This is a genomic window from Chryseobacterium fluminis (genome assembly GCF_026314945.1).
GTDB lineage: Bacteria > Bacteroidota > Bacteroidia > Flavobacteriales > Weeksellaceae > Chryseobacterium > Chryseobacterium fluminis.
In genome coordinates this window covers 1678459-1704029 of the sequence record NZ_CP111121.1, presented here as the reverse complement: position 1 = coordinate 1704029, position 25571 = coordinate 1678459, and the positions used below count along the sequence as shown (strand labels likewise).

General features: G+C 39.4%; 17 protein-coding genes, 4 tRNA genes and 6 rRNA genes. 26 read left to right on the top strand and 1 reads right to left on the bottom strand.

Features of this window, described 5'->3' with window-relative positions; all coding sequences use genetic code 11:
* The first annotated feature begins 173 nt into the window (after positions 1-173).
* The 12 genes from ODZ84_RS07485 (at position 174) to ODZ84_RS07430 (ending at position 6335) form a co-directional block, all read left to right on the top strand.
* A complete protein-coding gene (locus tag ODZ84_RS07485) occupies positions 174-473 on the top strand; it encodes a hypothetical protein (protein ID WP_266176359.1) in 300 nt (99 codons plus the stop codon).
* Between the two features lie 2 nt (positions 474-475).
* The gene (locus tag ODZ84_RS07480; RefSeq protein ID WP_266176358.1) at positions 476-1129 is read left to right on the top strand and encodes a hypothetical protein; all 654 of its coding nucleotides are present in this window, start codon (positions 476-478) and stop codon (positions 1127-1129) included.
* Positions 1130-1347: 218 nt separating this feature from the next.
* Positions 1348-1806: a hypothetical protein gene (locus tag ODZ84_RS07475; protein ID WP_266176357.1), complete on the top strand. Its 459-nt coding sequence runs from the start codon at positions 1348-1350 to the stop codon at positions 1804-1806.
* Between the two features lie 161 nt (positions 1807-1967).
* Entirely contained in the window at positions 1968-2252 is a 285-nt protein-coding gene (locus tag ODZ84_RS07470; RefSeq protein ID WP_266176356.1) for a hypothetical protein, read from the top strand.
* A gap of 152 nt (positions 2253-2404) precedes the next feature.
* Positions 2405-2641: a hypothetical protein gene (locus ODZ84_RS07465; RefSeq protein ID WP_266176355.1), complete on the top strand. Its 237-nt coding sequence runs from the start codon at positions 2405-2407 to the stop codon at positions 2639-2641.
* A 167-nt stretch (positions 2642-2808) separates the two neighbouring features.
* The gene (locus ODZ84_RS07460; protein WP_266176354.1) at positions 2809-3189 is read left to right on the top strand and encodes a hypothetical protein; all 381 of its coding nucleotides are present in this window, start codon (positions 2809-2811) and stop codon (positions 3187-3189) included.
* Between the two features lie 111 nt (positions 3190-3300).
* The gene (locus ODZ84_RS07455) at positions 3301-3471 is read left to right on the top strand and encodes a hypothetical protein (protein WP_266176353.1); all 171 of its coding nucleotides are present in this window, start codon (positions 3301-3303) and stop codon (positions 3469-3471) included.
* A gap of 67 nt (positions 3472-3538) precedes the next feature.
* The gene (locus tag ODZ84_RS07450) at positions 3539-4129 is read left to right on the top strand and encodes a hypothetical protein (RefSeq protein WP_266176352.1); all 591 of its coding nucleotides are present in this window, start codon (positions 3539-3541) and stop codon (positions 4127-4129) included.
* 370 nt (positions 4130-4499) lie between these two features.
* Positions 4500-4961: a hypothetical protein gene (locus ODZ84_RS07445; RefSeq protein ID WP_266176351.1), complete on the top strand. Its 462-nt coding sequence runs from the start codon at positions 4500-4502 to the stop codon at positions 4959-4961.
* Between the two features lie 75 nt (positions 4962-5036).
* Positions 5037-5654 (top strand): hypothetical protein, encoded by a 618-nt coding sequence (locus ODZ84_RS07440; protein ID WP_266176350.1) that lies wholly within the window; start codon positions 5037-5039, stop codon positions 5652-5654.
* A gap of 48 nt (positions 5655-5702) precedes the next feature.
* Positions 5703-6086 (top strand): hypothetical protein, encoded by a 384-nt coding sequence (locus tag ODZ84_RS07435; RefSeq protein WP_266176349.1) that lies wholly within the window; start codon positions 5703-5705, stop codon positions 6084-6086.
* A gap of 33 nt (positions 6087-6119) precedes the next feature.
* Complete coding sequence (locus tag ODZ84_RS07430; RefSeq protein ID WP_266176348.1) at positions 6120-6335, top strand: hypothetical protein; 216 nt, start codon at positions 6120-6122, stop codon at positions 6333-6335.
* Positions 6336-6528: 193 nt separating this feature from the next.
* Here ODZ84_RS07430 and ODZ84_RS07425 read toward each other — a convergent pair whose 3' ends face one another.
* Positions 6529-7284: a T9SS type A sorting domain-containing protein gene (locus ODZ84_RS07425; RefSeq protein WP_266176347.1), complete on the bottom strand. Its 756-nt coding sequence runs from the start codon at positions 7282-7284 to the stop codon at positions 6529-6531.
* Between the two features lie 471 nt (positions 7285-7755).
* On the opposite strand from ODZ84_RS07425, the gene ODZ84_RS07420 reads away from it, so the two are divergent.
* The 14 genes from ODZ84_RS07420 to ODZ84_RS07355 all read left to right on the top strand — a co-directional run bounded on the left by ODZ84_RS07420 (position 7756) and on the right by ODZ84_RS07355 (position 25012).
* Positions 7756-8529 carry an SDR family NAD(P)-dependent oxidoreductase gene (locus ODZ84_RS07420; RefSeq protein WP_266176346.1) on the top strand — a complete coding sequence of 258 codons (774 nt, stop codon included), beginning with the start codon at positions 7756-7758 and terminating at the stop codon, positions 8527-8529.
* 65 nt (positions 8530-8594) lie between these two features.
* Complete coding sequence (locus ODZ84_RS07415) at positions 8595-9512, top strand: helix-turn-helix domain-containing protein (protein WP_266176345.1); 918 nt, start codon at positions 8595-8597, stop codon at positions 9510-9512.
* 114 nt (positions 9513-9626) lie between these two features.
* On the top strand, positions 9627-10223 hold the full coding sequence (locus tag ODZ84_RS07410; RefSeq protein WP_266176344.1) for a HEAT repeat domain-containing protein: 597 nt from the start codon (positions 9627-9629) through the stop codon (positions 10221-10223).
* A gap of 893 nt (positions 10224-11116) precedes the next feature.
* Positions 11117-12634, top strand: a 16S ribosomal RNA gene (locus ODZ84_RS07405).
* 224 nt (positions 12635-12858) lie between these two features.
* A tRNA-Ile gene (locus tag ODZ84_RS07400) sits at positions 12859-12932 on the top strand.
* A gap of 100 nt (positions 12933-13032) precedes the next feature.
* Positions 13033-13106 (top strand) — tRNA-Ala (locus tag ODZ84_RS07395).
* Between the two features lie 207 nt (positions 13107-13313).
* Positions 13314-16077: ribosomal RNA gene (locus ODZ84_RS07390) — 23S ribosomal RNA — on the top strand.
* A 182-nt stretch (positions 16078-16259) separates the two neighbouring features.
* Positions 16260-16368, top strand: a 5S ribosomal RNA gene (gene rrf / locus ODZ84_RS07385).
* A gap of 1426 nt (positions 16369-17794) precedes the next feature.
* Positions 17795-19312 (top strand): 16S ribosomal RNA (locus tag ODZ84_RS07380).
* A 224-nt stretch (positions 19313-19536) separates the two neighbouring features.
* Positions 19537-19610 (top strand) — tRNA-Ile (locus tag ODZ84_RS07375).
* A gap of 101 nt (positions 19611-19711) precedes the next feature.
* Positions 19712-19785: transfer RNA gene (locus tag ODZ84_RS07370), tRNA-Ala, on the top strand.
* Positions 19786-19992: 207 nt separating this feature from the next.
* Positions 19993-22756 (top strand): 23S ribosomal RNA (locus tag ODZ84_RS07365).
* 182 nt (positions 22757-22938) lie between these two features.
* Positions 22939-23047, top strand: a 5S ribosomal RNA gene (rrf, locus tag ODZ84_RS07360).
* Together the 16S, 23S and 5S rRNA genes with 4 tRNA genes alongside form the textbook arrangement of a ribosomal RNA operon.
* An 849-nt stretch (positions 23048-23896) precedes the next feature.
* A complete protein-coding gene (locus ODZ84_RS07355; RefSeq protein ID WP_266176343.1) occupies positions 23897-25012 on the top strand; it encodes a glycoside hydrolase family protein in 1116 nt (371 codons plus the stop codon).
* The last annotated feature ends 559 nt before the right edge of the window (positions 25013-25571 follow it).

Genomic DNA, 25571 nt, shown 5'->3' with positions numbered 1-25571 from the left:
CGAGTGAAAAACATTCTGCCAATGGCAGCCGTGGAGGACAAACCGCTGTTATCCCGCAAATTGGGGAAGGCCCGAAAGCAGGACAAGGTCCAGGAATATTTGTTCCCAGTGGCTCTCAAAGTGGGGTCACTGCTGATATGGTTTTTTAAGATGATGGCACCGCAGATGTTAATATGACCACACAGACTTCAAGAATGAATACAAGAGGTTCTTATATTGCCAATTATGAAATTGTAGGTCCAGATGGAAGTAAAATTGATGCAGGTTTTTTATTGCATCAGGAGTATGGAATAAGTTCAAGAATGGATTATTCTACATATAATTCTCAGGGAAGTCCGAGTGTTTTATCAACAGCAACTTTCAGAAGCATCCCTTTGAATTCAACCATAAAAGTGAATATAGGTCTTACCTATCAAATTCCCGCAGGAGCTAAAGGAGTAATACATACCAATCACCTAATAAAAGTAAGATAAATATGTTTAAGAAAATATTTTTTATAAGTTTTCTTTTTTCAATAATTTCTTGTAAAAAAGATACTATAAACTGTGATGAAAAATTTGGGAATTTATATATTAAAAGGACCTCTCTTTGGTTTGATTTTGAAAAAGAACCAGGAAAAACATACAATAATTTTTCAAGGGAACAGTATACCAAATTAAGAAAACAAGTTAATGACAGTATGTCTATTATGATCGATTGCGCTTTGGAGCAAAATAAAAATAGTGAAATTTTGTATTTATATAAAATGAAACAGCTTTTTTTAGTCGATAAACTGAATGAAGTTGAGCCATTTTTAAAGAAAGTAGATCGGAAAATAGTGAAGGATGATATTTACTTTCAGCTTTCTTTATACAGTCTGTTATGCAAAGAACTATTGACTGGGCATAAGCCTGTTGAAGAATATAAAAACCTTTTGAAGTCTTATTCTCCAAAACTAAATCCTGTTTATAACGAAAGAGCGCATGAAGAATTTTTAAATTATCTTATTGATGACAACCTAGAGGGGTTTGAAAAGAAAATGCTGAAAAGATATCCAACCACTTCTGATATGTCTATGGAATATGGAGACAACAGGCTGTCTATTATAAAAGAAATGATGATGAGAGGAGATAATTTGATATTCGATTAGATGTTTACAGGGCAGATTTTTGAGTAATGTAAAGAGTTTTAGCGTATCATGACACTCTTTTCAATAATAGTCTTCCAAAAGCTCCGTTCTGGGAATGAAGGATTAGTGGAATAATGCCAAGCAATTTTCAATTATATAGATTCACATCCCGCTCTCATGAAAGTCTATCAATCACAGTATAATGATTCTATAAAATCAAGTTTCTTTAAATAAAAGTTATGTATAAGTTTTTCTTAGTGTTTCTAATGAGCTTTTTATCTGCTCAGCAAAAATGTAATCTATCATTTTTTAATAACCCATATTTACATGATGGAAAAATTATTTTTAGGATACAAAATTCCAGTAACGGAAAAGTTAAAGTTCCTATACTGTTTAATGCGGAGTTTGCCAGACCTACAGATATACAAATATATAGCTCAGAATCCAAAAAATATATTGCCTCAAAATATAGTTTTGACGGTACCTTGTGTGGAGATCCAAAACAATGTTTTGGGAAAATGGTTAGGCTAAAGAAAGGAGAGAAGCGAGAATATGAAGTTAAAATTATCCCGGGCAGAATATCAGGAGCATTTAAAGAAAAGAAAAAATACAGATTTAGATTATCTTTTGATACCTATTTCTTTAGTGGCTGTAATGATTATATTACAGACTGGCTCTATTATGATAACACGAACTAACAACAACTCACTGTATGATCTTTACTTCATCAGATTAGATGATAATAAAGGTCCTACATAGAAATCCCTATGAGTGCGATTGGCTTAATTCGAATTAACCATATAACCCAATAAAATGATGCACTAATTGTCTAACACAATAGCTGAAAAATTATTAAAAAATGAATGAGAAAGATCATAAAAATAACCAGGATGATAATTTTATGGATAGTTTTGAAGACTGGCATTCCCGTAAGTATAGTGATGAATATAGATTTAGAAATAAAACTCCTTTTTTTGTCAAAACTCCTAATTATTTGATAAATGGCATTTTATTTTTAACACTTCCTGTTTTAAGTTTAATAGTATCTATTATTTTAGATTTGGGAATAAGTTTTTATTTGTTTTTGTCACTAATCTGTATCCCTGGAATTTATTTTATCATAAAACACTTCAAATTAAAATAGAACAATTGCAGAGTAATTACCATTTTCTTTTCAATAATTGATAATTCTATGATCTCTGCCGCTTTAACGGGTGCAGGATTGTCTCAGTATGGTGGTTATTCTGTTATTCCAAATAGCAATTTTAAAGAATTAAAAAATAATTTTCTGAAAAAATGATTGAAAAAATAAATAAATATTGGAACATTATGATGATTCTTATTTTAATTTTCATAATAATATACATTTTCTCTGTTTTTATTTTTGGGGGCTTAGCAATGGATAAAGGAGTTGGTAAATATCATTATTCAAAATCATTGGAAGAAGCTAAAAAAGAAAATGGATATGGAGACAACAGACTGTCTATTATAAAAGAAATGATGATGAGAGGAGATAATTTGATATTCGATTAGATGTTTACAGGGCAGATTTTTCAGTAACGTAAAGAGTTTTAGCGTATCACGATACTCTTTTCAATAATAGCCTTCCAAAAGTGGAGTATCAAATTAATTTTAAAGGCATTAATAAAATTATTCATAGAACCCAACCAACAAGAACCTATCCTTAAAATTTTATTTATATGAAAAAGTATATATTAATAATATTCCTAGCCTTACTATCATTATTTATTGTAGCAGCAAATGGTAATTTTTCAGATTTTAGGGAAAAAGGTCCTTCTGGATATGTATTCATTTTTGAAGGAAGTAAACAAAATGCTATAATGAGGAATAATGAATTAGTTATAGATAGTGGAGCAGTAGACTTTAAATATAATAAAAATTATGTTGTATTTTCAGTTGATACTACCTATTCTATGAAACCTCAAGAGATCAATAAATCACAATTAAAATATTATTTATTTGATGTTAAAACAAATGTTTTAAAGGAAAACATTAAGTTTGATGAGTTTAAAACGCTAGTAAAAGAAAAATCGTTAGAAGATATTGATATTACAAAATAACTAGAGTGGCTCACTTTTTTGAGACAAAAACTCATGTTTCTTATACACTAACTAATGGAAAGATAATAGATCAGGGGGGTACTGAATAATAAGATTGGCTTAAATGCAAAAATGGATTATAATGTCTACACCACAAAAGGAAATGGAGCTGTTTTGTCAACAGCTAGATTGCAAAATATACCTTTAAATTCTACAATAAATGTAAAGATTGGACTTACTTATCAAATTCCCGCAGAAGCTAGAGATGCAATAAGAACAAATCATATTATTAAAATAAAATAATTATGTACAAAAAGCCTTTTTTTTAAGTTGTTTTTTATTACTAGTAATATCATGTAAAAAGAAAGAAATGAATTGTGAAGAAAAATTTTACAATCTTTTTGAAAAGAGATGGTCTATTTGGTTTAGTTTTGAAGCGCAAGGAGTGGTAGCTTATAATAACTTTTCAGAAGAGAAGTACAAAAAGCTTCGAAGACAAACAAACGATAGTCTTCAGATTACTATAGATTGTGCATTAGAAAACGATAAGAAGAATGAGATTTTATATCTCTACAAAATGAAACAGCTTTTTTTAGCCGATAAACTGAATGAAGTTGAGCCATTTTTAAAGACGGTAGATCGGAAAATAGTGAAGGATGATATTTACTTTCAGCTTTCTTTATACAGTCTGTTATGCAAAGAACTATTGACCGGGCATAAGCCTGTTGAAGAATATAAAAACCTTTTGAAATCTTATTCTCCAAAACTAAATCCTGTTTATAACGAAAGAGCGCATGAAGAATTTTTAAATTATCTTATTGATGACAACCTAGAGGGGTTTGAAAAGAAAATGCTGAAAAGATATCCAACCTCTTCTGATATGTCTATGGAATATGGAGACAACAGACTGTCTATTATAAAAGAAATGATGATGAGAGGAGATAATTTGATATTCGATTAGATGTTTACAGGGCAGATTTTTGAGTAATGTAAATAAAATCTAAGGGATCTTTTCAGCAGAAACTGTAGTGTTAGAGTGCTTCCGGTGATTTGGGATCAGAATTCTCCGGGTAATTTCTGGCTGCGTTTATTCACGTGACTTATATGGCAAAGACTACTTACCCATAAAAAATTCTAAAGTAGCCCTACAGAATGGATTTGGTTTTGTTAAAAATTCTGTAAATAATGTAATTATTGACACAACAAATATGTATTTAAGATTTTATGGTGGCTCTGCTTCGATGACTGCACCTTTTAACTTTAATGGTGTTCATTCAGCTTTTAAAAGCAGTGATATTATAGATGATTGTAATTTATTTAAATAGGCTAGAATGGAAAGGTTATTAAACAAACCAATAGATAGTATAGATTATCATTTAACAAAATATGGAGATATCTATTTAATAGACGAAGACATAATTTTGTTTGATTTAAAAGCTAAATATTCACTTATACAAACAATAGAGGATATGATAAGTGAGGTTAAAATTATTTTTGAAAAAGAAATACAACATTTGTTATTTGCCAGACTGGTTCAACAGTATGGAAATCCCAAGCATTATTATGATTTGAAGAGATTTACGGAGCGAAAAATGAAAGGAGAATTTTTGGAATGGAATATAAAAACATGGATAACTGTTCCTTATAAAAATAATGTAGTAGATATGCAAAATAATAATATCTGGCAAAATAATAATTTTGTCATTAAATTATTAAATTTCTCTACGATTGATGGTTTTGATGGAGACTATACATATTTAGTTTATACAAGAATAAAAAAAAGCACAATATAATACCACTCCCGCCAGAGGCATAAGTTTCAATACAGTGCTGCAATATTTTAATGAATATAAAAACCCCAACAAAATATGGCTATCAAAAAAATAATTTTAATTTTTTCGGTTTATCTTTTGATCAACAGTTGTACGATCAGACACGAATATAATTTTTATACAAGATTTGATGGATTAAACAGAAAGTCAACACTTTTTTTAACTAAAGATGATATAATTATTGATAGTATTCAGAATATTGACAGTTATTATGGAAAAGATAGTATTGTCAGGCGAAATAATAATCAATGGGATTATTATTACAACGGAAGATGTGGAACAGGATGTTCTGTACTGTATTATATGAACGTCTCTCCGGTAAATGATAAAATTAAAGTAAAACTTAATATTCTATACAAGTCCAAATCAAACGCTGACTATCAAAATATACTGACAAAAGAATATATTCCATATTTTTCTTCAGGAAAAAATTATATTTCAAAGATTATTAAAGAAAATGGTATTGTGAAAAATACAACTGTAAATCCTATTAAATATGATAGAAAAAATAATATTTACTATAATACAACTTTCGAGTACAATAATGCACTATATAAGGGCATCAAGGCCGACTCTCTCGAATATATAGTACTAGGTGGGAATAACTGGAAATTTTATAATTCAAAATCAAAAGAAATAAGTGATTTAGAATAATACTATAAGTCTGTAGTACCCGTTAGTCATTAAATAGTTAAGAAACAGATGGTTTACAAATCAATACTACTGATATTTTTTGCCATAACCTTATTAAGTTGTGGCAATGGTTCAGATTTAAAAAATCAAATCACAATTACAGTAAAAGTTATAGACTCACAAACAGAACAACCTAGGGTAAACGATACTGTTACCATAAGACAGGCAAAATGGGGAATTCCCAGAAGATATGTTGAGGTAGGGCAATATGTGACCGATTCCTTAGGGAAAGTTGAACTTAAAATCAGTAAAGTGAATCGTTATAGTTTTGAAACGGATGGACCAAATTTCGCATTTGGTTCAGACGAATATGGAGAAGGAGAATTAAAGAATCATCAACAGGTTATAATAAAGGTAGTTTCTCCGGACAGGAAACACTTAAATATTGAGTAAAATACCTGCAGGTTCAAAAGTGCATCCTTAAATATGAAAAAATATATTTTAATAAGTAGGGGAATTATTATATTTCAAGCTATTGCATTGGTCATGTTGGCAGCCAATGCTAAAGTTTCTGATTTCACAGAAGAGGGGAGTGCAGATGATAGCTTTACTTTTGAAGGAGGAAATCAAAACCGTATGATGAGAAAAAATGAGTTCGTTATGGATAGCGGAGCCGTAAAAGATCTGGACATCACAAAATAAGAAGTGAGTTCTTATCATTAAAAGCTGAAAAAATAAGGATTCTTTATTATTAAAAGATTATCACAAAAAAAGCCCCGGATATAAATCGGGGACTATGCGAATATCGATTAAAGCCAAGGGTTGTAAGAATCTTGACGATCATGTATTTTAAAAAGAAAGAATATCCATTTTTACGGCAGAATATCCGAAGACTTTACTTTTTTATAAATTTTACAGTCTGATGATCACCGGTCCTCAATGTATAAATACCATGTATTAAATTTTTGATATCAATTTTTTCGTCGCCGGAAATCTTTCCTTCTCCCACCAATACACCGGCGGCACTATAAATCTGGTAGAACTGACTATGGGACAATCCCGAAATCCTGATAAAATCGGATGATGGATTAGGAGAGATGATAATATGCTGCTGTTTATGGCTTGTTTCATTAACTGCAAGGGTAGAGAAGAAGGATATAGGAACATTGTAATCCTGTACAGAAGCACCGTTCGATTGGGAAATTCTCCAGAGAAAATTATAGTTTCCCGTGTTTGTAGGATTTTTTATGAGTCCGGAAACTATAACCTGGATTTGAGCTCCAGCAGGAATAGATACCCCTGTCGATGCTCCTCCCGTAGAAAGCTGTATACCCGATGCCCAGGATCCGCCAACACTTCCAAATGCAGTATTGCAGGGATAAGTGATCCCGTTAACCTTAAAAGTCACATAAGGCTGCAGACCCGCACCACCTGAAACAACAGGCGAAATTGCTGGATATCCTGATGGCAGCCAAAGATAAAAGACATTTGGAATGCTTGTACCCGTACCGATAGCCTGAGGTGCCGTATAATTAAAAGTATAGACCGCAGCTGCGCCAGGCGAAGTATTGCTTACGGTAATCGATTGAGCTTCAGATAAACTAAAGGTCATAAGTAAAATTAAAATTACACCATGTAAAAGTTTGTTCATAAATTTATTTTAATAGTATTCAAATGAGTTCTGATGTCAATAAAATCCGGAATTGTGTTTATCGGGATTATCAGGTTATATTGCCCCTTCAGAAAATGATGACAAAAGGAATATAGATTTTAAAGGCGCAAAGATAATCAAACCTGTCTGCACAAACAACCCCGGATCACCCGGATGGTGCATGCTTAAAGTATTTTTATCAGTTGGAACAGAGGTTTCCATGCTTAGATAGTTGTTGCTCAATCCTGTTCTGATTTGCGAAAATTCAAAGATTTTTCTCACGCCTCATTAAAAAATCATCTTTTTTTACGTGAACTTTCAGTTTTTCATCTGTTTTCAGGAAATAAAATCCAGGAAACTTACGTCCTGTTCTGTGTAATTCCCAATTCGGCTTTACATATCCTCAATCTGGATACACTTACTCAAAAACAAATATCCACATTTGTCATATCAATTAAATCAGTTTAAATCATGCAGACAAATGAACAAAAAGTAGCACTGGTTTCCGGTGCCAATACAGGAGTAGGGTTTCAGATTGCGAAGGCCCTTTCCGATAATGATTATACCGTATATGTAGGATCCCGGGATTTTCAGAAAGGAGAATCTGCAGCTGCAGAAATCGGTGGTAAGGCAAAAGCAGTTCAGCTGGATATTACCGATGAGAAATCGGTAAGGGCAGCAGTCGATACCATACAGAAAGAAGTCGGATATCTTACCTTACTCGTGAATAATGCTGCAATTTCGCATGCAGGAAAGCCCGGACGTACAATGGAAGAAGTTCTGGGAGCACAACAGGCCAGCAAGGCAGACATCAGCGAGTTGAAAACGGTGTGGGAAACCAACGTATTCGGAACTCTCGCCGTAACACAAGCCTTCTTACCTTTGCTTCGGAGCGCTCCTGAAGCAAGGATTGTTACCGTGTCCAGTGCATTAGGTTCTCTTGGGATCAATTCAAATCCTGAGAACCCTTACCGCTCGGCTTTTGATGCAGTGTACGGCGCATCTAAAACCGCACTTAACGGGATCTTCCTTTCTCTGGCTATTGAATTGGAGCATACCAGTATTAAAGTACACCTGGTAAGTCCCGGATTCACGGCAACAGCACTCAATAATTTTCAGGGAACCGATACCGTGGAACAGGGTTCTATTGAGCCGATAAGAGTAGCACTTGCAGAAGATCTCCCGACAGGAAGCTTTACCGGACCTGCTGATTTCAGTGGTCCTGATCATATTCTTCCCTGGTAGATTTTAAATACATTCTGAAACCTGCGATACCTATAGTCGTAGGTTTTTTTTATTAAATTTATGAAATGAAAAACAAGAACAGCAGGCTCATCCGGTTTATTTCCATTTCGGAAAGCCATAAAGCATTTGGTTTGCCTGCCCCACAGCACCCGCTGATCAGCCTCGTTCATTTTAATGAAAACAATCCGTTCAACGTAGACATGGCGCCGATTTATGATGTCCTTAGTTTTTACAAGATTACTTTTATTACGCAGAATCGCGGAAGGCTGAAATACGGACAGGATTACTATGATTATAATGAAGGCAGCATGCTTTTTTTAGCTCCGAATCAATTGGTTGGGAGCACAGATTATAACAGCAGAACCCACTGTTATATATTGCTTATCCATCCCGATTTCCTGTTGGGTCATCCATTATCCCAAAAGATAAAGCAATATGGCTATTTTTCTTATTCTTCTAACGAGGCCCTGCATGTATCGGAAAGCGAAAAAGAAACCATCCTTTCGATTTTCAGCATAATGGAACTGGAGCTCAACAGTCGTGTGGATGAATTCAGCCAGGAAGTAGTGCTGGCCCAGATAGAACTGATGCTCAGCTATGTTAACCGTTTTTACAAGCGTCAGTTTATCACCCGGAAGGTGGTGAACAACGATATTCTGGAGAAAGCAGAGACCATTCTTGATCAATACCTCAATCAGGAATCTCTTCATTCAGGAGTTCCTACAGTGCAGTACCTTTCGGAGCAGCTGCATATTTCACCCGGGTATTTAAGTGATCTGCTGCGTACTAACATCGGGCAAAATGCACAGCAGTACATCCACGCAAAAGTGATTGAAAGAGCAAAAGAAAAATTAATCTCAACGCAACTGACGGTAAATGAAATAGCCTATGAGCTGGGATTCGGGCATCCTCAGTCCTTCGGCAAACTGTTCAAAGCTAAAACAGGCTTTTCGCCCCTGGAATTCCGGGGGAATTTCCATTGACCGGTGTTATATCATCAGTTTTAATCTCCTCATCGCTGCTAAGTCACGGACCTTAACAATAAAGAAGGAATTTCAGTAAAGCGAAAAATGCTTTTAACTTTGAGAATACTAAAAATGAAGGAACTTATTGAAAAACTGAAAAGTACGGAGCACGGATTCAGGCATATTATTGAGGCCGGTGATCTTATTTTAAAAGATGCCTCATTGAATCACCAGGAATTTGCTGTTCAAATTCTTAATGATAAGGTGTATCAGATCAGGATGTTGGCCACCTACTTACTTGGGCATTTATCGGTGGAAAGCCCGGAGGCACTTAACCTACTTGAGACCAGCATTGCCACAGATCATAACTGGCGGGTTCAGGAAATGCTGGCTAAAGCTTTTGATTACTATTGTCAGTCAATGGGTTATGAGAAATCTTTACCCATCATCAAAAAATGGATCGACGATGATAATCCCAATATCAAAAGAGCCGTAATTGAAGGGTTAAGAATCTGGACTGGCCGGCCTTATTTCAAAGAAAACCCTGAAGTAGCCATTCATCTGATCTCAGAGAACAGGCTGCATGACAATGAATATCTAAGAAAATCAATAGGTAATTCCTTAAGAGATATCTATAAAAAACATAGTGATCTTGTAGACAAAGAAGTTCAGAACTGGGATCCGGACGATAAAAAAATAATATTTATTAAAAAGCTGATATATAAATGAATAAAAAGCAGCGTAATTAACACTGTTTTTTCATCAGGAGCTTAATCACGCTATCCGCACTCGCTATTTCGTGAATTCGGGCGGCAAAGCCGCCCGAATTCACGAAAATGAGCTCAGACAAATGCTCCTATCGTGGCTAGGGTATTGGGAATAAAAGCAATTCCGGCATTCCAATCAGTACAAAATATATATAATAAGGAAAAAACGGTCATCCAAACCTCATAGGTTTTGAAAACCTATGAGGTTTATATATAAAGAATAAGAAAAATACTTTCATCTTCCCTACAACGATTATTTTTGCCTCTAACCTCTAACCTCTAACCTCTAACCTCTAACCTCTAACCTCTAACCTCTAACCTTTAACCTCTAACCTCCAAAATTAATATCCCGGAAAATCAGCCATTTACCTTTAAATATGAACCCAATATTAATATTATGTTAAATAAATTAGGATGGTATAGGATAAAGGGTGTACTTTTGCGGCACTGAAAAACCAGGAGTAGTTCAGTAGCGCAGAAGAGCTTTAAGGAGCGGAGAATATAGAACTGATATCTACGGTACATGAGATAAAAACTTTTTAATTTTTAGATAATAAAAGTTGCGGAGTTTAAATTTTTTAGTATCTTTGCAGTCCGGTAAAACGGGAGCGCAGGAGTAGAATGATTGAGGTTTTGAGAGGGGATTAGGGTTAACAAAAAACTTTAAATTTTCTTAATAAAACATTTGGTCAATTAGAAATTTATTTTTACTTTTGCACACGCAAATACGATAAAGCGAAACGACAGAAATTAGCTTAAGTAGGAGCGAAAGAATAGAGATCATTGAAATACAATATAACAACCAAGTAAGGAAAAACTAAAGCGTCAAAACTTTGAGTGAGTCAGAACAAACATACAATGGAGAGTTTGATCCTGGCTCAGGATGAACGCTAGCGGGAGGCCTAACACATGCAAGCCGAGCGGTATTTGTCTTTCGGGACGAAGAGAGCGGCGTACGGGTGCGGAACACGTGTGCAACCTGCCTTTATCAGGGGGATAGCCTTTCGAAAGGAAGATTAATACCCCATAATATATTAATTGGCATCAATTGATATTGAAAACTACGGTGGATAGAGATGGGCACGCGCAAGATTAGATAGTTGGTAGGGTAACGGCCTACCAAGTCAGTGATCTTTAGGGGGCCTGAGAGGGTGATCCCCCACACTGGTACTGAGACACGGACCAGACTCCTACGGGAGGCAGCAGTGAGGAATATTGGACAATGGGTTAGCGCCTGATCCAGCCATCCCGCGTGAAGGACGACGGCCCTATGGGTTGTAAACTTCTTTTGTATAGGGATAAACCTACTCTCGTGAGAGTAGCTGAAGGTACTATACGAATAAGCACCGGCTAACTCCGTGCCAGCAGCCGCGGTAATACGGAGGGTGCAAGCGTTATCCGGATTTATTGGGTTTAAAGGGTCCGTAGGCTGATCTGTAAGTCAGTGGTGAAATCTCACAGCTCAACTGTGAAACTGCCATTGATACTGCAGGTCTTGAGTAAGGTAGAAGTGGCTGGAATAAGTAGTGTAGCGGTGAAATGCATAGATATTACTTAGAACACCAATTGCGAAGGCAGGTCACTATGTCTTAACTGACGCTGATGGACGAAAGCGTGGGGAGCGAACAGGATTAGATACCCTGGTAGTCCACGCCGTAAACGATGCTAACTCGTTTTTGGGGCTTTATGCTTCAGAGACTAAGCGAAAGTGATAAGTTAGCCACCTGGGGAGTACGTTCGCAAGAATGAAACTCAAAGGAATTGACGGGGGCCCGCACAAGCGGTGGATTATGTGGTTTAATTCGATGATACGCGAGGAACCTTACCAAGGCTTAAATGGGAATTGATCGGTTTAGAAATAGACCTTCCTTCGGGCAATTTTCAAGGTGCTGCATGGTTGTCGTCAGCTCGTGCCGTGAGGTGTTAGGTTAAGTCCTGCAACGAGCGCAACCCCTGTCACTAGTTGCCATCATTAAGTTGGGGACTCTAGTGAGACTGCCTACGCAAGTAGAGAGGAAGGTGGGGATGACGTCAAATCATCACGGCCCTTACGCCTTGGGCCACACACGTAATACAATGGCCGGTACAGAGGGCAGCTACACAGCGATGTGATGCAAATCTCGAAAGCCGGTCTCAGTTCGGATTGGAGTCTGCAACTCGACTCTATGAAGCTGGAATCGCTAGTAATCGCGCATCAGCCATGGCGCGGTGAATACGTTCCCGGGCCTTGTACACACCGCCCGTCAAGCCATGGAAGTCTGGGGTACCTGAAGTCGGTGACCGTAACAGGAGCTGCCTAGGGTAAAACAGGTAACTAGGGCTAAGTCGTAACAAGGTAGCCGTACCGGAAGGTGCGGCTGGAACATCTCATTTTAGAGTCTCGTTTTCGGACGAGAATAAACAAAATTAAGGTACTTCAATGTACCATGCACTTACTTAAAGCGAAGCTTTAGTTTTTTATTTGGTTGCTATATATATAAAAATACACACCCACTAGAGATTAGTAACAGGGAACAAGAGATTTTAGATTATAAATTATAAATTTTAGATTTAAAAGTTATTTAAAATTTTCAATTTAAGATTTAAAATTATAACGAAGTCTCGTAGCTCAGCTGGTTAGAGCGCTACACTGATAATGTAGAGGTCGGCAGTTCGAGCCTGCCCGAGACTACTAATTGAAGGGAATTGCAGATTTTAAATTATAGATTTTAGATTATAACATATTGTTTTCATTTAAAATCATCATTTAGAATTTAAAATTTCTACTAGAGGGGGAATTAGCTCAGCTGGCTAGAGCGCCTGCCTTGCACGCAGGAGGTCAAGGGTTCGACTCCCTTATTCTCCACATATTGTATGGTGTACGATAAGTACATACGTACAATGTATGAGGGTAATTTTACGGAAATGTATATTCTACATAATGACGGAGCCGTCATTAGTACATATTTCGGGATTACATGATTACAAGATTTAAGATCATTGACATTAACGGTAAAGACATCACAAAGAGAAAACCGAGCACTTATAAGTGCTTGAGTAACCTAAAAATAGGAAAGAAATCGTTAAGGGCGTATGGCGGATGCCTAGGCTTTCAGAGGCGAAGAAGGACGTGGTAAGCTGCGAAAAGCTCGGGGGATTGGCACACACGAATAGATCCCGAGATGTCCGAATGGGGCAACCCGGCATGTTGAAGACATGTCATCTTGATGTTTACATCAAGAAGCAAACCCGGAGAACTGAAACATCTAAGTACCCGGAGGAAAAGAAATCGAAGAGATTCCGTAAGTAGTGGCGAGCGAAAGCGGATTAGCCCAAAAGTCTTTATATATTTAGAAGAACGTACTGGAAAGTGCGGCCGTAGACGGTGATAGCCCGGTATTCGAAAGGTATATTTTGATGATAAATGAGTAGGGCGGGACACGTGAAATCCTGTCTGAATATGGGGGGACCATCCTCCAAGGCTAAATACTCCTGAAAGACCGATAGTGAACAAGTACTGTGAAGGAAAGGTGAAAAGCACTTCGAATAGAAGGGTGAAATAGAACCTGAAACCGTACGCCTACAAGCGGTCGGAGCCCACAAGTTGGGTGACGGCGTGCCTTTTGCATAATGAGCCTACGAGTTAATTTTACTAGCGAGGTTAAGGACTTCAGGTCCGGAGCCGGAGCGAAAGCGAGTCTGAATAGGGCGCATAGTTAGTAGGATTAGACGCGAAACCTTGTGATCTACCCATGGGCAGGTTGAAGCTCTGGTAACACAGAGTGGAGGACCGAACCGGTTGACGTTGAAAAGTCTTCGGATGACCTGTGGGTAGGGGTGAAAGGCCAATCAAACTGGGAGATAGCTCGTACTCTCCGAAATGCATTTAGGTGCAGCGTCGCAATAAAGTTTATTAGAGGTAGAGCTACTGATTGGATGCGGGGGTTTCATCGCCTACCAATTCCTGACAAACTCCGAATGCTAATAAATGTTCTGCGGCAGTGAGGGCATGGGTGCTAAGGTCCATGTCCGAGAGGGAAAGAACCCAGACCAACAGCTAAGGTCCCCAAATATATGTTAAGTTGAAGCAACGCGGTTGGACTGCATTGACAGCTAGGATGTTGGCTTGGAAGCAGCCATTCATTTAAAGAGTGCGTAACAGCTCACTAGTCGAGCGGTCCGGCATGGATAATAATCGGGCATAAACATATTACCGAAGCTATGGATTTATAATTTTATTATATCTGGTAGGAGAGCATTCTATTTGCGCCGAAGCAGTATCGTGAGGTATTGTGGAGCGGATAGAAAAGAAAATGTAGGCATAAGTAACGATAAAGGGGGCGAGAAACCCCCTCACCGAAAGACTAAGGTTTCCTCAGCCATGCTAATCAGCTGAGGGTTAGTCGGGACCTAACGCGAACCCGAAAGGGGTAGTGGATGGACAATGGGTTAATATTCCCATACTTGCTCACACTAAAAAGGGGACGGTTCGACGTAGCTATTGAAGACGGACGGAAGTGTCAAGGCCTAGCCTTCGGGCGAAGCTGTTATAGTGAAATCGGATCCAAGAAAAGCCGAAGTGAAGCAACCCGTACCAAAACCGACACAGGTGGTCGAGGAGAGAATCCTAAGGTGCTCGAGTGAGTCGTGGCTAAGGAACTAGGCAAAATAGTCTCGTAACTTCGGAAGAAGAGACGCCAGCAGCAATGCTGGCCGCAGTGAAGAGGCCCAGGCGACTGTTTATCAAAAACACAGGACTCTGCTAAATCGAAAGATGCTGTATAGGGTCTGACACCTGCCCGGTGCTGGAAGGTTAAGGAAGGGCGTTAGGGTAACCGAAGCGTTTGACTGAAGCCCCAGTAAACGGCGGCCGTAACTATAACGGTCCTAAGGTAGCGAAATTCCTTGTCGGGTAAGTTCCGACCTGCACGAATGGTGTAACGATCTGGGCACTGTCTCAGCCACGAGCTCGGTGAAATTGTAGTATCGGTGAAGATGCCGATTACCCGCAATGGGACGAAAAGACCCTGTGAACCTTTACTATAACTTCGTATTGACTTTGAGTAAGTAATGTGTAGGATAGGTGGGAGACTTTGAAGCAGGCACGCTAGTGTTTGTGGAGTCAACGTTGAAATACCACCCTTTACTTACTTGGAGCCTAACTTCTTTCAGAAGGACATTGCGTGGTGGGTAGTTTGACTGGGGTGGTCGCCTCCAAAAGAGTAACGGAGGCTTTCAAAGGTACCCTCAGCACGCTTGGTAACCGTGCGTAGAGTGTAATGGCATAAGGGTGCTTGACTGTGAGACCTACAAGTCGATCAGGTGCGAAAGCAGGACATAGTGATCCGGTGGTTCCGTATGGAAGGGCCATCGCTCATAGGATAAAAGGTACTCCGGGGATAACAGGCTAGTCTCCCCCAAGAGCTCACATCGACGGGGAGGTTCGGCACCTCGATGTCGGCTCGTCACATCCTGGGGCTGGAGAAGGTCCCAAGGGTTGGGCTGTTCGCCCATTAAAGTGGCACGCGAGCTGGGTTCAGAACGTCGTGAGACAGTTCGGTCTCTATCTATTGCGGGCGTTAGATGTTTGAGAGGGCTTGATTCTAGTACGAGAGGACCGAATTGAACAAACCTCTGGTGTATCAGTTGTACCGCCAGGTGCACCGCTGAGTAGCTACGTTTGGAAGAGATAAGCACTGAAAGCATATAAGTGCGAAACTCGCCTCAAGATGAGACATCTTTTAAGGGTCGTTGGAGATGACAACGTTGATAGGCTACAGGTGTAAAGTTGGTAACAGCATAGCCGAGTAGTACTAATTACCCGTAGATTTATAGCCTATTGGTTGCTATAATCTTAACTTTAATTAATTAATAATAAGACAAGTGCTTATAAGTGCAGAACTGGTTTTGCCTTTGTGATGAAATTTACCGATAAAATTTGTAAAATGTAAAAAGTAAAAAGTATCATGTCAATACATGGTACCTATTACAACCGACATGATACAAGATATACCTTATTTAGGGTGGTTTTAGCGGTGGGGCTCACCTGTTCCCATTCCGAACACAGAAGTTAAGCCCACCAGCGCCGATGGTACTGCGACAAGCGGGAGAGTAGGTCGCCGCCAGTTTTTATTAAAAGTCTCATACATTCATTTGTATGAGACTTTTTTCGTTTTATAACCAGGAGATAGACATGAGATATTAGATACTAGATGTCAGACTTCAGACAACAGATATAAGACAGCATACCAATAAGTCCCTTTTTTATTTACTGCTTGCAATTACCCGAAAGATTTTCTTTGCTTAATGGCTTTAGCCTAAAATTAAAATCTTTATTGCAGGATTCAAATTAGTTTTTCGCCTTATGTCACCAATCATCAGATACCCTCACAAACCATAAGCTGTTTCATAGCTTAAAATCTAATTTATAACACTAAAAATTTCCTGACCTTTTAATCTCCCAGATGTTTGGATGGGATTATTATTCTATTGAATTAAATCGCCACTTCATCGTTCGTCACTGATCGAATATCTTAATACAATCATAGTTATAATACGTAATCAAAACTACTGTTATTCCTGTTTTCCCACGCTTCACTTTCACGGTTTCCATTACCAAAAAAAATTACCGTTCTATATTATTTAATCTGTTAAAAAAATGATTACATTTATAATCTACCGTAAGTACCTTTTTATATTTTAAAAAATATTCCAAGGAAACATCCCATGAAATTTAAGCATATCCGGAAATAAAATAGCAACGTCATTCAAATCTTCAAGGTTTTAAAAACCTTGAAGATTTAATTAAACAGGCACCCTAAAGAAACATCTAAAAAATACGCTCTATCCATTTACTTTTCGATAGCCCACTACAAATTATAAAAAATTTTCCGGCAAAAATATTTTACATTTTTCTTTGATGTATTGTATATAAATTAATTTTGCTAACTGCTATGAAGAGTAATAAAACAGAGTCCTAGTAATAGTTCAGAAAATATAAAGTTAATGTGGGTAAGTTGGATAAATCTTTTAACATTAAACATATCAATACGTTAATTGAATGAGTTTTCCACAATAGCTCTTCCATATTAATATTATGTTAAATAAATTAGGATGGTATAGGATAAAGGGTGTACTTTTGCGGCACTGAAAAACCAGGAGTAGTTCAGTAGCGCAGAAGAGCTTTAAGGAGCGGAGAATATAGAACTGATACCTACGGTACATGAGATAAAAACTTTTTAATTTTTAGATGATAAAAGTTGCGGAGTTTAAATTTTTTAGTATCTTTGCAGTCCGGTAAAACGGGAGCGCAGGAGTAGAAGGATTGAGGTTTTGAGAGGGGATTAGGGTTAACAAAAAACTTTAAATTTTCTTAAGAAAACATTTGGTCAATTAGAAATTTATTTTTACTTTTGCACACGCAAATACGATAAAGCGAAACGACAGAAATTAGCTAAAGTAGGAGCGGAAGAATAGAGATCATTGAAATACAATATAACAACCAAGTAAGGAAAAACTAAAGCGTCAAAACTTTGAGTGAGTCAGAACAAACATACAATGGAGAGTTTGATCCTGGCTCAGGATGAACGCTAGCGGGAGGCCTAACACATGCAAGCCGAGCGGTATTTGTCTTTCGGGACGAAGAGAGCGGCGTACGGGTGCGGAACACGTGTGCAACCTGCCTTTATCAGGGGGATAGCCTTTCGAAAGGAAGATTAATACCCCATAATATATTAATTGGCATCAATTGATATTGAAAACTACGGTGGATAGAGATGGGCACGCGCAAGATTAGATAGTTGGTAGGGTAACGGCCTACCAAGTCAGTGATCTTTAGGGGGCCTGAGAGGGTGATCCCCCACACTGGTACTGAGACACGGACCAGACTCCTACGGGAGGCAGCAGTGAGGAATATTGGACAATGGGTTAGCGCCTGATCCAGCCATCCCGCGTGAAGGACGACGGCCCTATGGGTTGTAAACTTCTTTTGTATAGGGATAAACCTACTCTCGTGAGAGTAGCTGAAGGTACTATACGAATAAGCACCGGCTAACTCCGTGCCAGCAGCCGCGGTAATACGGAGGGTGCAAGCGTTATCCGGATTTATTGGGTTTAAAGGGTCCGTAGGCTGATCTGTAAGTCAGTGGTGAAATCTCACAGCTCAACTGTGAAACTGCCATTGATACTGCAGGTCTTGAGTAAGGTAGAAGTGGCTGGAATAAGTAGTGTAGCGGTGAAATGCATAGATATTACTTAGAACACCAATTGCGAAGGCAGGTCACTATGTCTTAACTGACGCTGATGGACGAAAGCGTGGGGAGCGAACAGGATTAGATACCCTGGTAGTCCACGCCGTAAACGATGCTAACTCGTTTTTGGGGCTTTATGCTTCAGAGACTAAGCGAAAGTGATAAGTTAGCCACCTGGGGAGTACGTTCGCAAGAATGAAACTCAAAGGAATTGACGGGGGCCCGCACAAGCGGTGGATTATGTGGTTTAATTCGATGATACGCGAGGAACCTTACCAAGGCTTAAATGGGAATTGATCGGTTTAGAAATAGACCTTCCTTCGGGCAATTTTCAAGGTGCTGCATGGTTGTCGTCAGCTCGTGCCGTGAGGTGTTAGGTTAAGTCCTGCAACGAGCGCAACCCCTGTCACTAGTTGCCATCATTAAGTTGGGGACTCTAGTGAGACTGCCTACGCAAGTAGAGAGGAAGGTGGGGATGACGTCAAATCATCACGGCCCTTACGCCTTGGGCCACACACGTAATACAATGGCCGGTACAGAGGGCAGCTACACAGCGATGTGATGCAAATCTCGAAAGCCGGTCTCAGTTCGGATTGGAGTCTGCAACTCGACTCTATGAAGCTGGAATCGCTAGTAATCGCGCATCAGCCATGGCGCGGTGAATACGTTCCCGGGCCTTGTACACACCGCCCGTCAAGCCATGGAAGTCTGGGGTACCTGAAGTCGGTGACCGTAACAGGAGCTGCCTAGGGTAAAACAGGTAACTAGGGCTAAGTCGTAACAAGGTAGCCGTACCGGAAGGTGCGGCTGGAACATCTCATTTTAGAGTCTCGTTTTCGGACGAGAATAAACAAAATTAAGGTACTTCAATGTACCATGCACTTACTTAAAGCGAAGCTTTAGTTTTTTATTTGGTTGCTATATATATAAAAATACACACCCACTAGAGATTAGTAACAGGGAACAAGAGATTTTAGATTATAAATTATAAATTTTAGATTTAAAAGTTATTTAAAATTTTCAATTTAAGATTTAAAATTATAACGAAGTCTCGTAGCTCAGCTGGTTAGAGCGCTACACTGATAATGTAGAGGTCGGCAGTTCGAGCCTGCCCGAGACTACTAATTGAAGGGAATTGCAGATTTTAAATTATAGATTTTAGATTATAACATATTGTTTTCATTTAAAATTTATCATTTAGAATTTAAAATTTCTACTAGAGGGGGAATTAGCTCAGCTGGCTAGAGCGCCTGCCTTGCACGCAGGAGGTCAAGGGTTCGACTCCCTTATTCTCCACGTATTGTATGGTGTACGGTAAGTACATACGTATGATGTATGAGGGTAATTTTACGGAAATGTATATTCTACATAATGACGGAGCCGTCATTAGTACATATTTCGGGATTACATGATTACAAGATTTAAGATCATTGACATTAACGGTAAAGACATCACAAAGAGAAAACCGAGCACTTATAAGTGCTTGAGTAACCTAAAAATAGGAAAGAAATCGTTAAGGGCGTATGGCGGATGCCTAGGCTTTCAGAGGCGAAGAAGGACGTGGTAAGCTGCGAAAAGCTCGGGGGATTGGCACACACGAATAGATCCCGAGATGTCCGAATGGGGCAACCCGGCATGTTGAAGACATGTCATCTTGATGTTTACATCAAGAAGCAAACCCGGAGAACTGAAACATCTAAGTACCCGGAGGAAAAGAAATCGAAGAGATTCCGTAAGTAGTGGCGAGCGAAAGCGGATTAGCCCAAAAGTCTTTATATATTTAGAAGAACGTACTGGAAAGTGCGGCCGTAGACGGTGATAGCCCGGTATTCGAAAGGTATATTTTGATGATAAATGAGTAGGGCGGGACACGTGAAATCCTGTCTGAATATGGGGGGACCATCCTCCAAGGCTAAATACTCCTGAAAGACCGATAGTGAACAAGTACTGTGAAGGAAAGGTGAAAAGCACTTCGAATAGAAGGGTGAAATAGAACCTGAAACCGTACGCCTACAAGCGGTCGGAGCCCACAAGTTGGGTGACGGCGTGCCTTTTGCATAATGAGCCTACGAGTTAATTTTACTAGCGAGGTTAAGGACTTCAGGTCCGGAGCCGGAGCGAAAGCGAGTCTGAATAGGGCGCATAGTTAGTAGGATTAGACGCGAAACCTTGTGATCTACCCATGGGCAGGTTGAAGCTCTGGTAACACAGAGTGGAGGACCGAACCGGTTGACGTTGAAAAGTCTTCGGATGACCTGTGGGTAGGGGTGAAAGGCCAATCAAACTGGGAGATAGCTCGTACTCTCCGAAATGCATTTAGGTGCAGCGTCGCAATAAAGTTTATTAGAGGTAGAGCTACTGATTGGATGCGGGGGTTTCATCGCCTACCAATTCCTGACAAACTCCGAATGCTAATAAATGTTCTGCGGCAGTGAGGGCATGGGTGCTAAGGTCCATGTCCGAGAGGGAAAGAACCCAGACCAACAGCTAAGGTCCCCAAATATATGTTAAGTTGAAGCAACGCGGTTGGACTGCATTGACAGCTAGGATGTTGGCTTGGAAGCAGCCATTCATTTAAAGAGTGCGTAACAGCTCACTAGTCGAGCGGTCCGGCATGGATAATAATCGGGCATAAACATATTACCGAAGCTATGGATTTATAATTTTATTATATCTGGTAGGAGAGCATTCTATTTGCGCCGAAGCAGTATCGTGAGGTATTGTGGAGCGGATAGAAAAGAAAATGTAGGCATAAGTAACGATAAAGGGGGCGAGAAACCCCCTCACCGAAAGACTAAGGTTTCCTCAGCCATGCTAATCAGCTGAGGGTTAGTCGGGACCTAACGCGAACCCGAAAGGGGTAGTGGATGGACAATGGGTTAATATTCCCATACTTGCTCACACTAAAAAGGGGACGGTTCGACGTAGCTATTGAAGACGGACGGAAGTGTCAAGGCCTAGCCTTCGGGCGAAGCTGTTATAGTGAAATCGGATCCAAGAAAAGCCGAAGTGAAGCAACCCGTACCAAAACCGACACAGGTGGTCGAGGAGAGAATCCTAAGGTGCTCGAGTGAGTCGTGGCTAAGGAACTAGGCAAAATAGTCTCGTAACTTCGGAAGAAGAGACGCCAGCAGCAATGCTGGCCGCAGTGAAGAGGCCCAGGCGACTGTTTATCAAAAACACAGGACTCTGCTAAATCGAAAGATGCTGTATAGGGTCTGACACCTGCCCGGTGCTGGAAGGTTAAGGAAGGGCGTTAGGGTAACCGAAGCGTTTGACTGAAGCCCCAGTAAACGGCGGCCGTAACTATAACGGTCCTAAGGTAGCGAAATTCCTTGTCGGGTAAGTTCCGACCTGCACGAATGGTGTAACGATCTGGGCACTGTCTCAGCCACGAGCTCGGTGAAATTGTAGTATCGGTGAAGATGCCGATTACCCGCAATGGGACGAAAAGACCCTGTGAACCTTTACTATAACTTCGTATTGACTTTGAGTAAGTAATGTGTAGGATAGGTGGGAGACTTTGAAGCAGGCACGCTAGTGTTTGTGGAGTCAACGTTGAAATACCACCCTTTACTTACTTGGAGCCTAACTTCTTTCAGAAGGACATTGCGTGGTGGGTAGTTTGACTGGGGTGGTCGCCTCCAAAAGAGTAACGGAGGCTTTCAAAGGTACCCTCAGCACGCTTGGTAACCGTGCGTAGAGTGTAATGGCATAAGGGTGCTTGACTGTGAGACCTACAAGTCGATCAGGTGCGAAAGCAGGACATAGTGATCCGGTGGTTCCGTATGGAAGGGCCATCGCTCATAGGATAAAAGGTACTCCGGGGATAACAGGCTAGTCTCCCCCAAGAGCTCACATCGACGGGGAGGTTCGGCACCTCGATGTCGGCTCGTCACATCCTGGGGCTGGAGAAGGTCCCAAGGGTTGGGCTGTTCGCCCATTAAAGTGGCACGCGAGCTGGGTTCAGAACGTCGTGAGACAGTTCGGTCTCTATCTATTGCGGGCGTTAGATGTTTGAGAGGGCTTGATTCTAGTACGAGAGGACCGAATTGAACAAACCTCTGGTGTATCAGTTGTACCGCCAGGTGCACCGCTGAGTAGCTACGTTTGGAAGAGATAAGCACTGAAAGCATATAAGTGCGAAACTCGCCTCAAGATGAGACATCTTTTAAGGGTCGTTGGAGATGACAACGTTGATAGGCTACAGGTGTAAAGTTGGTAACAGCATAGCCGAGTAGTACTAATTACCCGTAGATTTATAGCCTATTGGTTGCTGTAATCTTAACTTTAATTAATTAATAATAAGACAAGTGCTTATAAGTGCAGAACTGGTTTTGCCTTTGTGATGAAATTTACCGATAAAATTTGTAAAATGTAAAAAGTAAAAAGTATCATGTCAATACATGGTACCTATTACAACCGACATGATACAAAATATACCTTATTTAGGGTGGTTTTAGCGGTGGGGCTCACCTGTTCCCATTCCGAACACAGAAGTTAAGCCCACCAGCGCCGATGGTACTGCGACAAGCGGGAGAGTAGGTCGCCGCCAGTTTTTATTAAAAGTCTCATACATTCATTTGTATGAGACTTTTTTCGTTTTATAACCAGGAGATAGACATGAGATATCAGATGTTAGACATAAGACTTGAGATGTCAGACATGGGACATGAAATGAAGAATTGCTTTTTTAAAGGTAACCTAATAGGCAATCCCAAAAGATTATCTTCGCCTACTGCCTACTGCCTACTGCCAAGGCTTCAGACCAAGAGAGGCTTTAGCACCATCCACTAGTTATCCCTAAACTGCTTTAGCCTAAAGTTAGGATGAATCAGAGCTAAATTGAAAGCTAACCAGACATTTTTACGGTCAGTCTGTAGCTAGCGGGCTTAAAATTATGGAGGTTATTAATCCTGGGCAGATAGAACTAATGTTATTAATTATATCGTGGGATGAAAAGTTCAACTACATCAAAAATTTTCAATCTTATTCTTACTATAGATGAGCAAATATTCATGGTCATATGTTATATAGTTTAACAATAAATGATAAAATAATATCATTTAATGAAAAAAATAGATTGGTATTTATAAAATAATTCATTTATCATTGTTTCCAATAATTTTCTGTTTTAAATACCGTTAATTCTATATTAATTCAATGGTTGAAATAAAGATCAGTATTCTATTATTATCAAAGAATACGATGATGGTTATTTTTAAAAGGCTTGAAAAGGAATTTTCTAAAAACATCATATTGGTCAGGCTGGGACAGGTATATAAAAAGATATATTTTAGTGAAAAAGATACTACTTGCATTCCTATTCTGAAATGAAAAGATGCTACAAATGGTTTTAATACAGTAGCTCATTTGCAACAACAATTTATTTCTAAAAATCATCAAAATGAATATTTCACGAAGGAACTTTTTGAAATCAATGGCCGGCATTCCCATTTTCTTATCCATGTCAGGCCATGAAAAACTTCTTTTTAATAAAGAAGACGCCTTTATCGACAAACTGCTGCCTGCTCCTAAAAGAGGAGGGTTTGCTATGAGTGATTACTGGATATGGGACCCGTCGGTAATAAAAGCAGAAGATGGTAAATACCATATGTTTGCTTCAAGATGGAGTAAGAAATATCCATTTGGAAATTGGGTCACCAATTCGGAAGTTGTAAGAGCTGTGTCTGACATGCCTGAGGGGCCCTATGAATTTGCCGAGGTGGTATTGCCCCCTAGAGGAAAACAGTTTTTTGATGGCTGTACAACACACAATCCCCGCATTATCAAGGTCAATGGGTATTATGTCCTGTATTATTTCGGGAATACTTACAGCGATCCGGCTCCATTGTGTGATGAAGATGTATGGAGTAATGGCCTGGCACATAAAGCATGGATGAACAAGAGAATAGGAATGGCTTACTCGAAATCCATTACAGGCCCGTGGATCCGTTCGGATAAGCCTGTGCTAACTCCGCGGCCAGGAAAATGGGACGCCTCCATTACATCAAATCCTTCCCCTGTAGTATTGCCCGACAAAAGTATTTATCTGATTTATAAATCCTCTCCTGTAGATCACAATCCGCCTCTGCTATTAGGAGCTGCGATGGCAAAAGATTTTAAGGGTCCATACAGAAGAATTTCCGCAAATCCGATATTTTCTTTTCATTCTATAAAAAATAAAGCCAATGACGTAGAAGATCCTTTTGTGTGGTGGAACGGAAAATCCTATGAACTGATAATGAAAGACCGGTTTGGACATATCTGCGGTGAAGAAGGCGGGGGGATCCATGCGTTTTCCTATGATGGTGTCAACTGGGAGCTGTCTTCCCCTGTAAAGGCATATTCAAAAAAAATAAAATGGGACGACGGGAGTGAAACCATTCAGGCCAATTTTGAGAGACCATCTATATTGTTTGACGACGGAAAACCAACCCATCTCTTTGCAGCGACCGGCAGCGGAAATAGTCCCTACCACTTTGAACGTACCTGGAACATGGTCATTCCTTTGAAACAGTAATGGCGTCATTGCAGCTTATTCTCTCATCTTAAGATAGGGAAAGCCTATGATTTTAATAACTGTTATTAAAAAGCTGACGAGCTATTACCAGGCATATCATTGATTATTTTGCTGAAAAATTCCGGAGTTACGCCAATATACGAAGCAATGTGCTTTTGTGGTATTGACAGAATTAACGAAGATAGAAATATTTTATGCGTGTTTCTTGCAGCCTTAGAACTGTTTTAACCAATATTAAATCGGTTACTTGGATGTTGCCAATATTATTTTAAATTTGTTTCACCAGATATCGGGGTGAGTTACTTCAGTTTACGAAATAGTTCTAATTCCGGTATTTTTAAGGTAATTACAGATGATAGAAAGAATGAGGAACGAATGGAAGCCTATATCTTCACAGAATACATATCCGGAAATGAGATATGGTCGGTGAGGGGATAATGCTTTAAGGCTCACCCCGTAACTGAACAAGCTGGATGAAGGCAGAGAGTGTCCAGAAAATGGTCAGGGCGGTCTCCGTATGTAGAATTCTCGTACAGAGAGACTGTCGTTTAAAATCTGT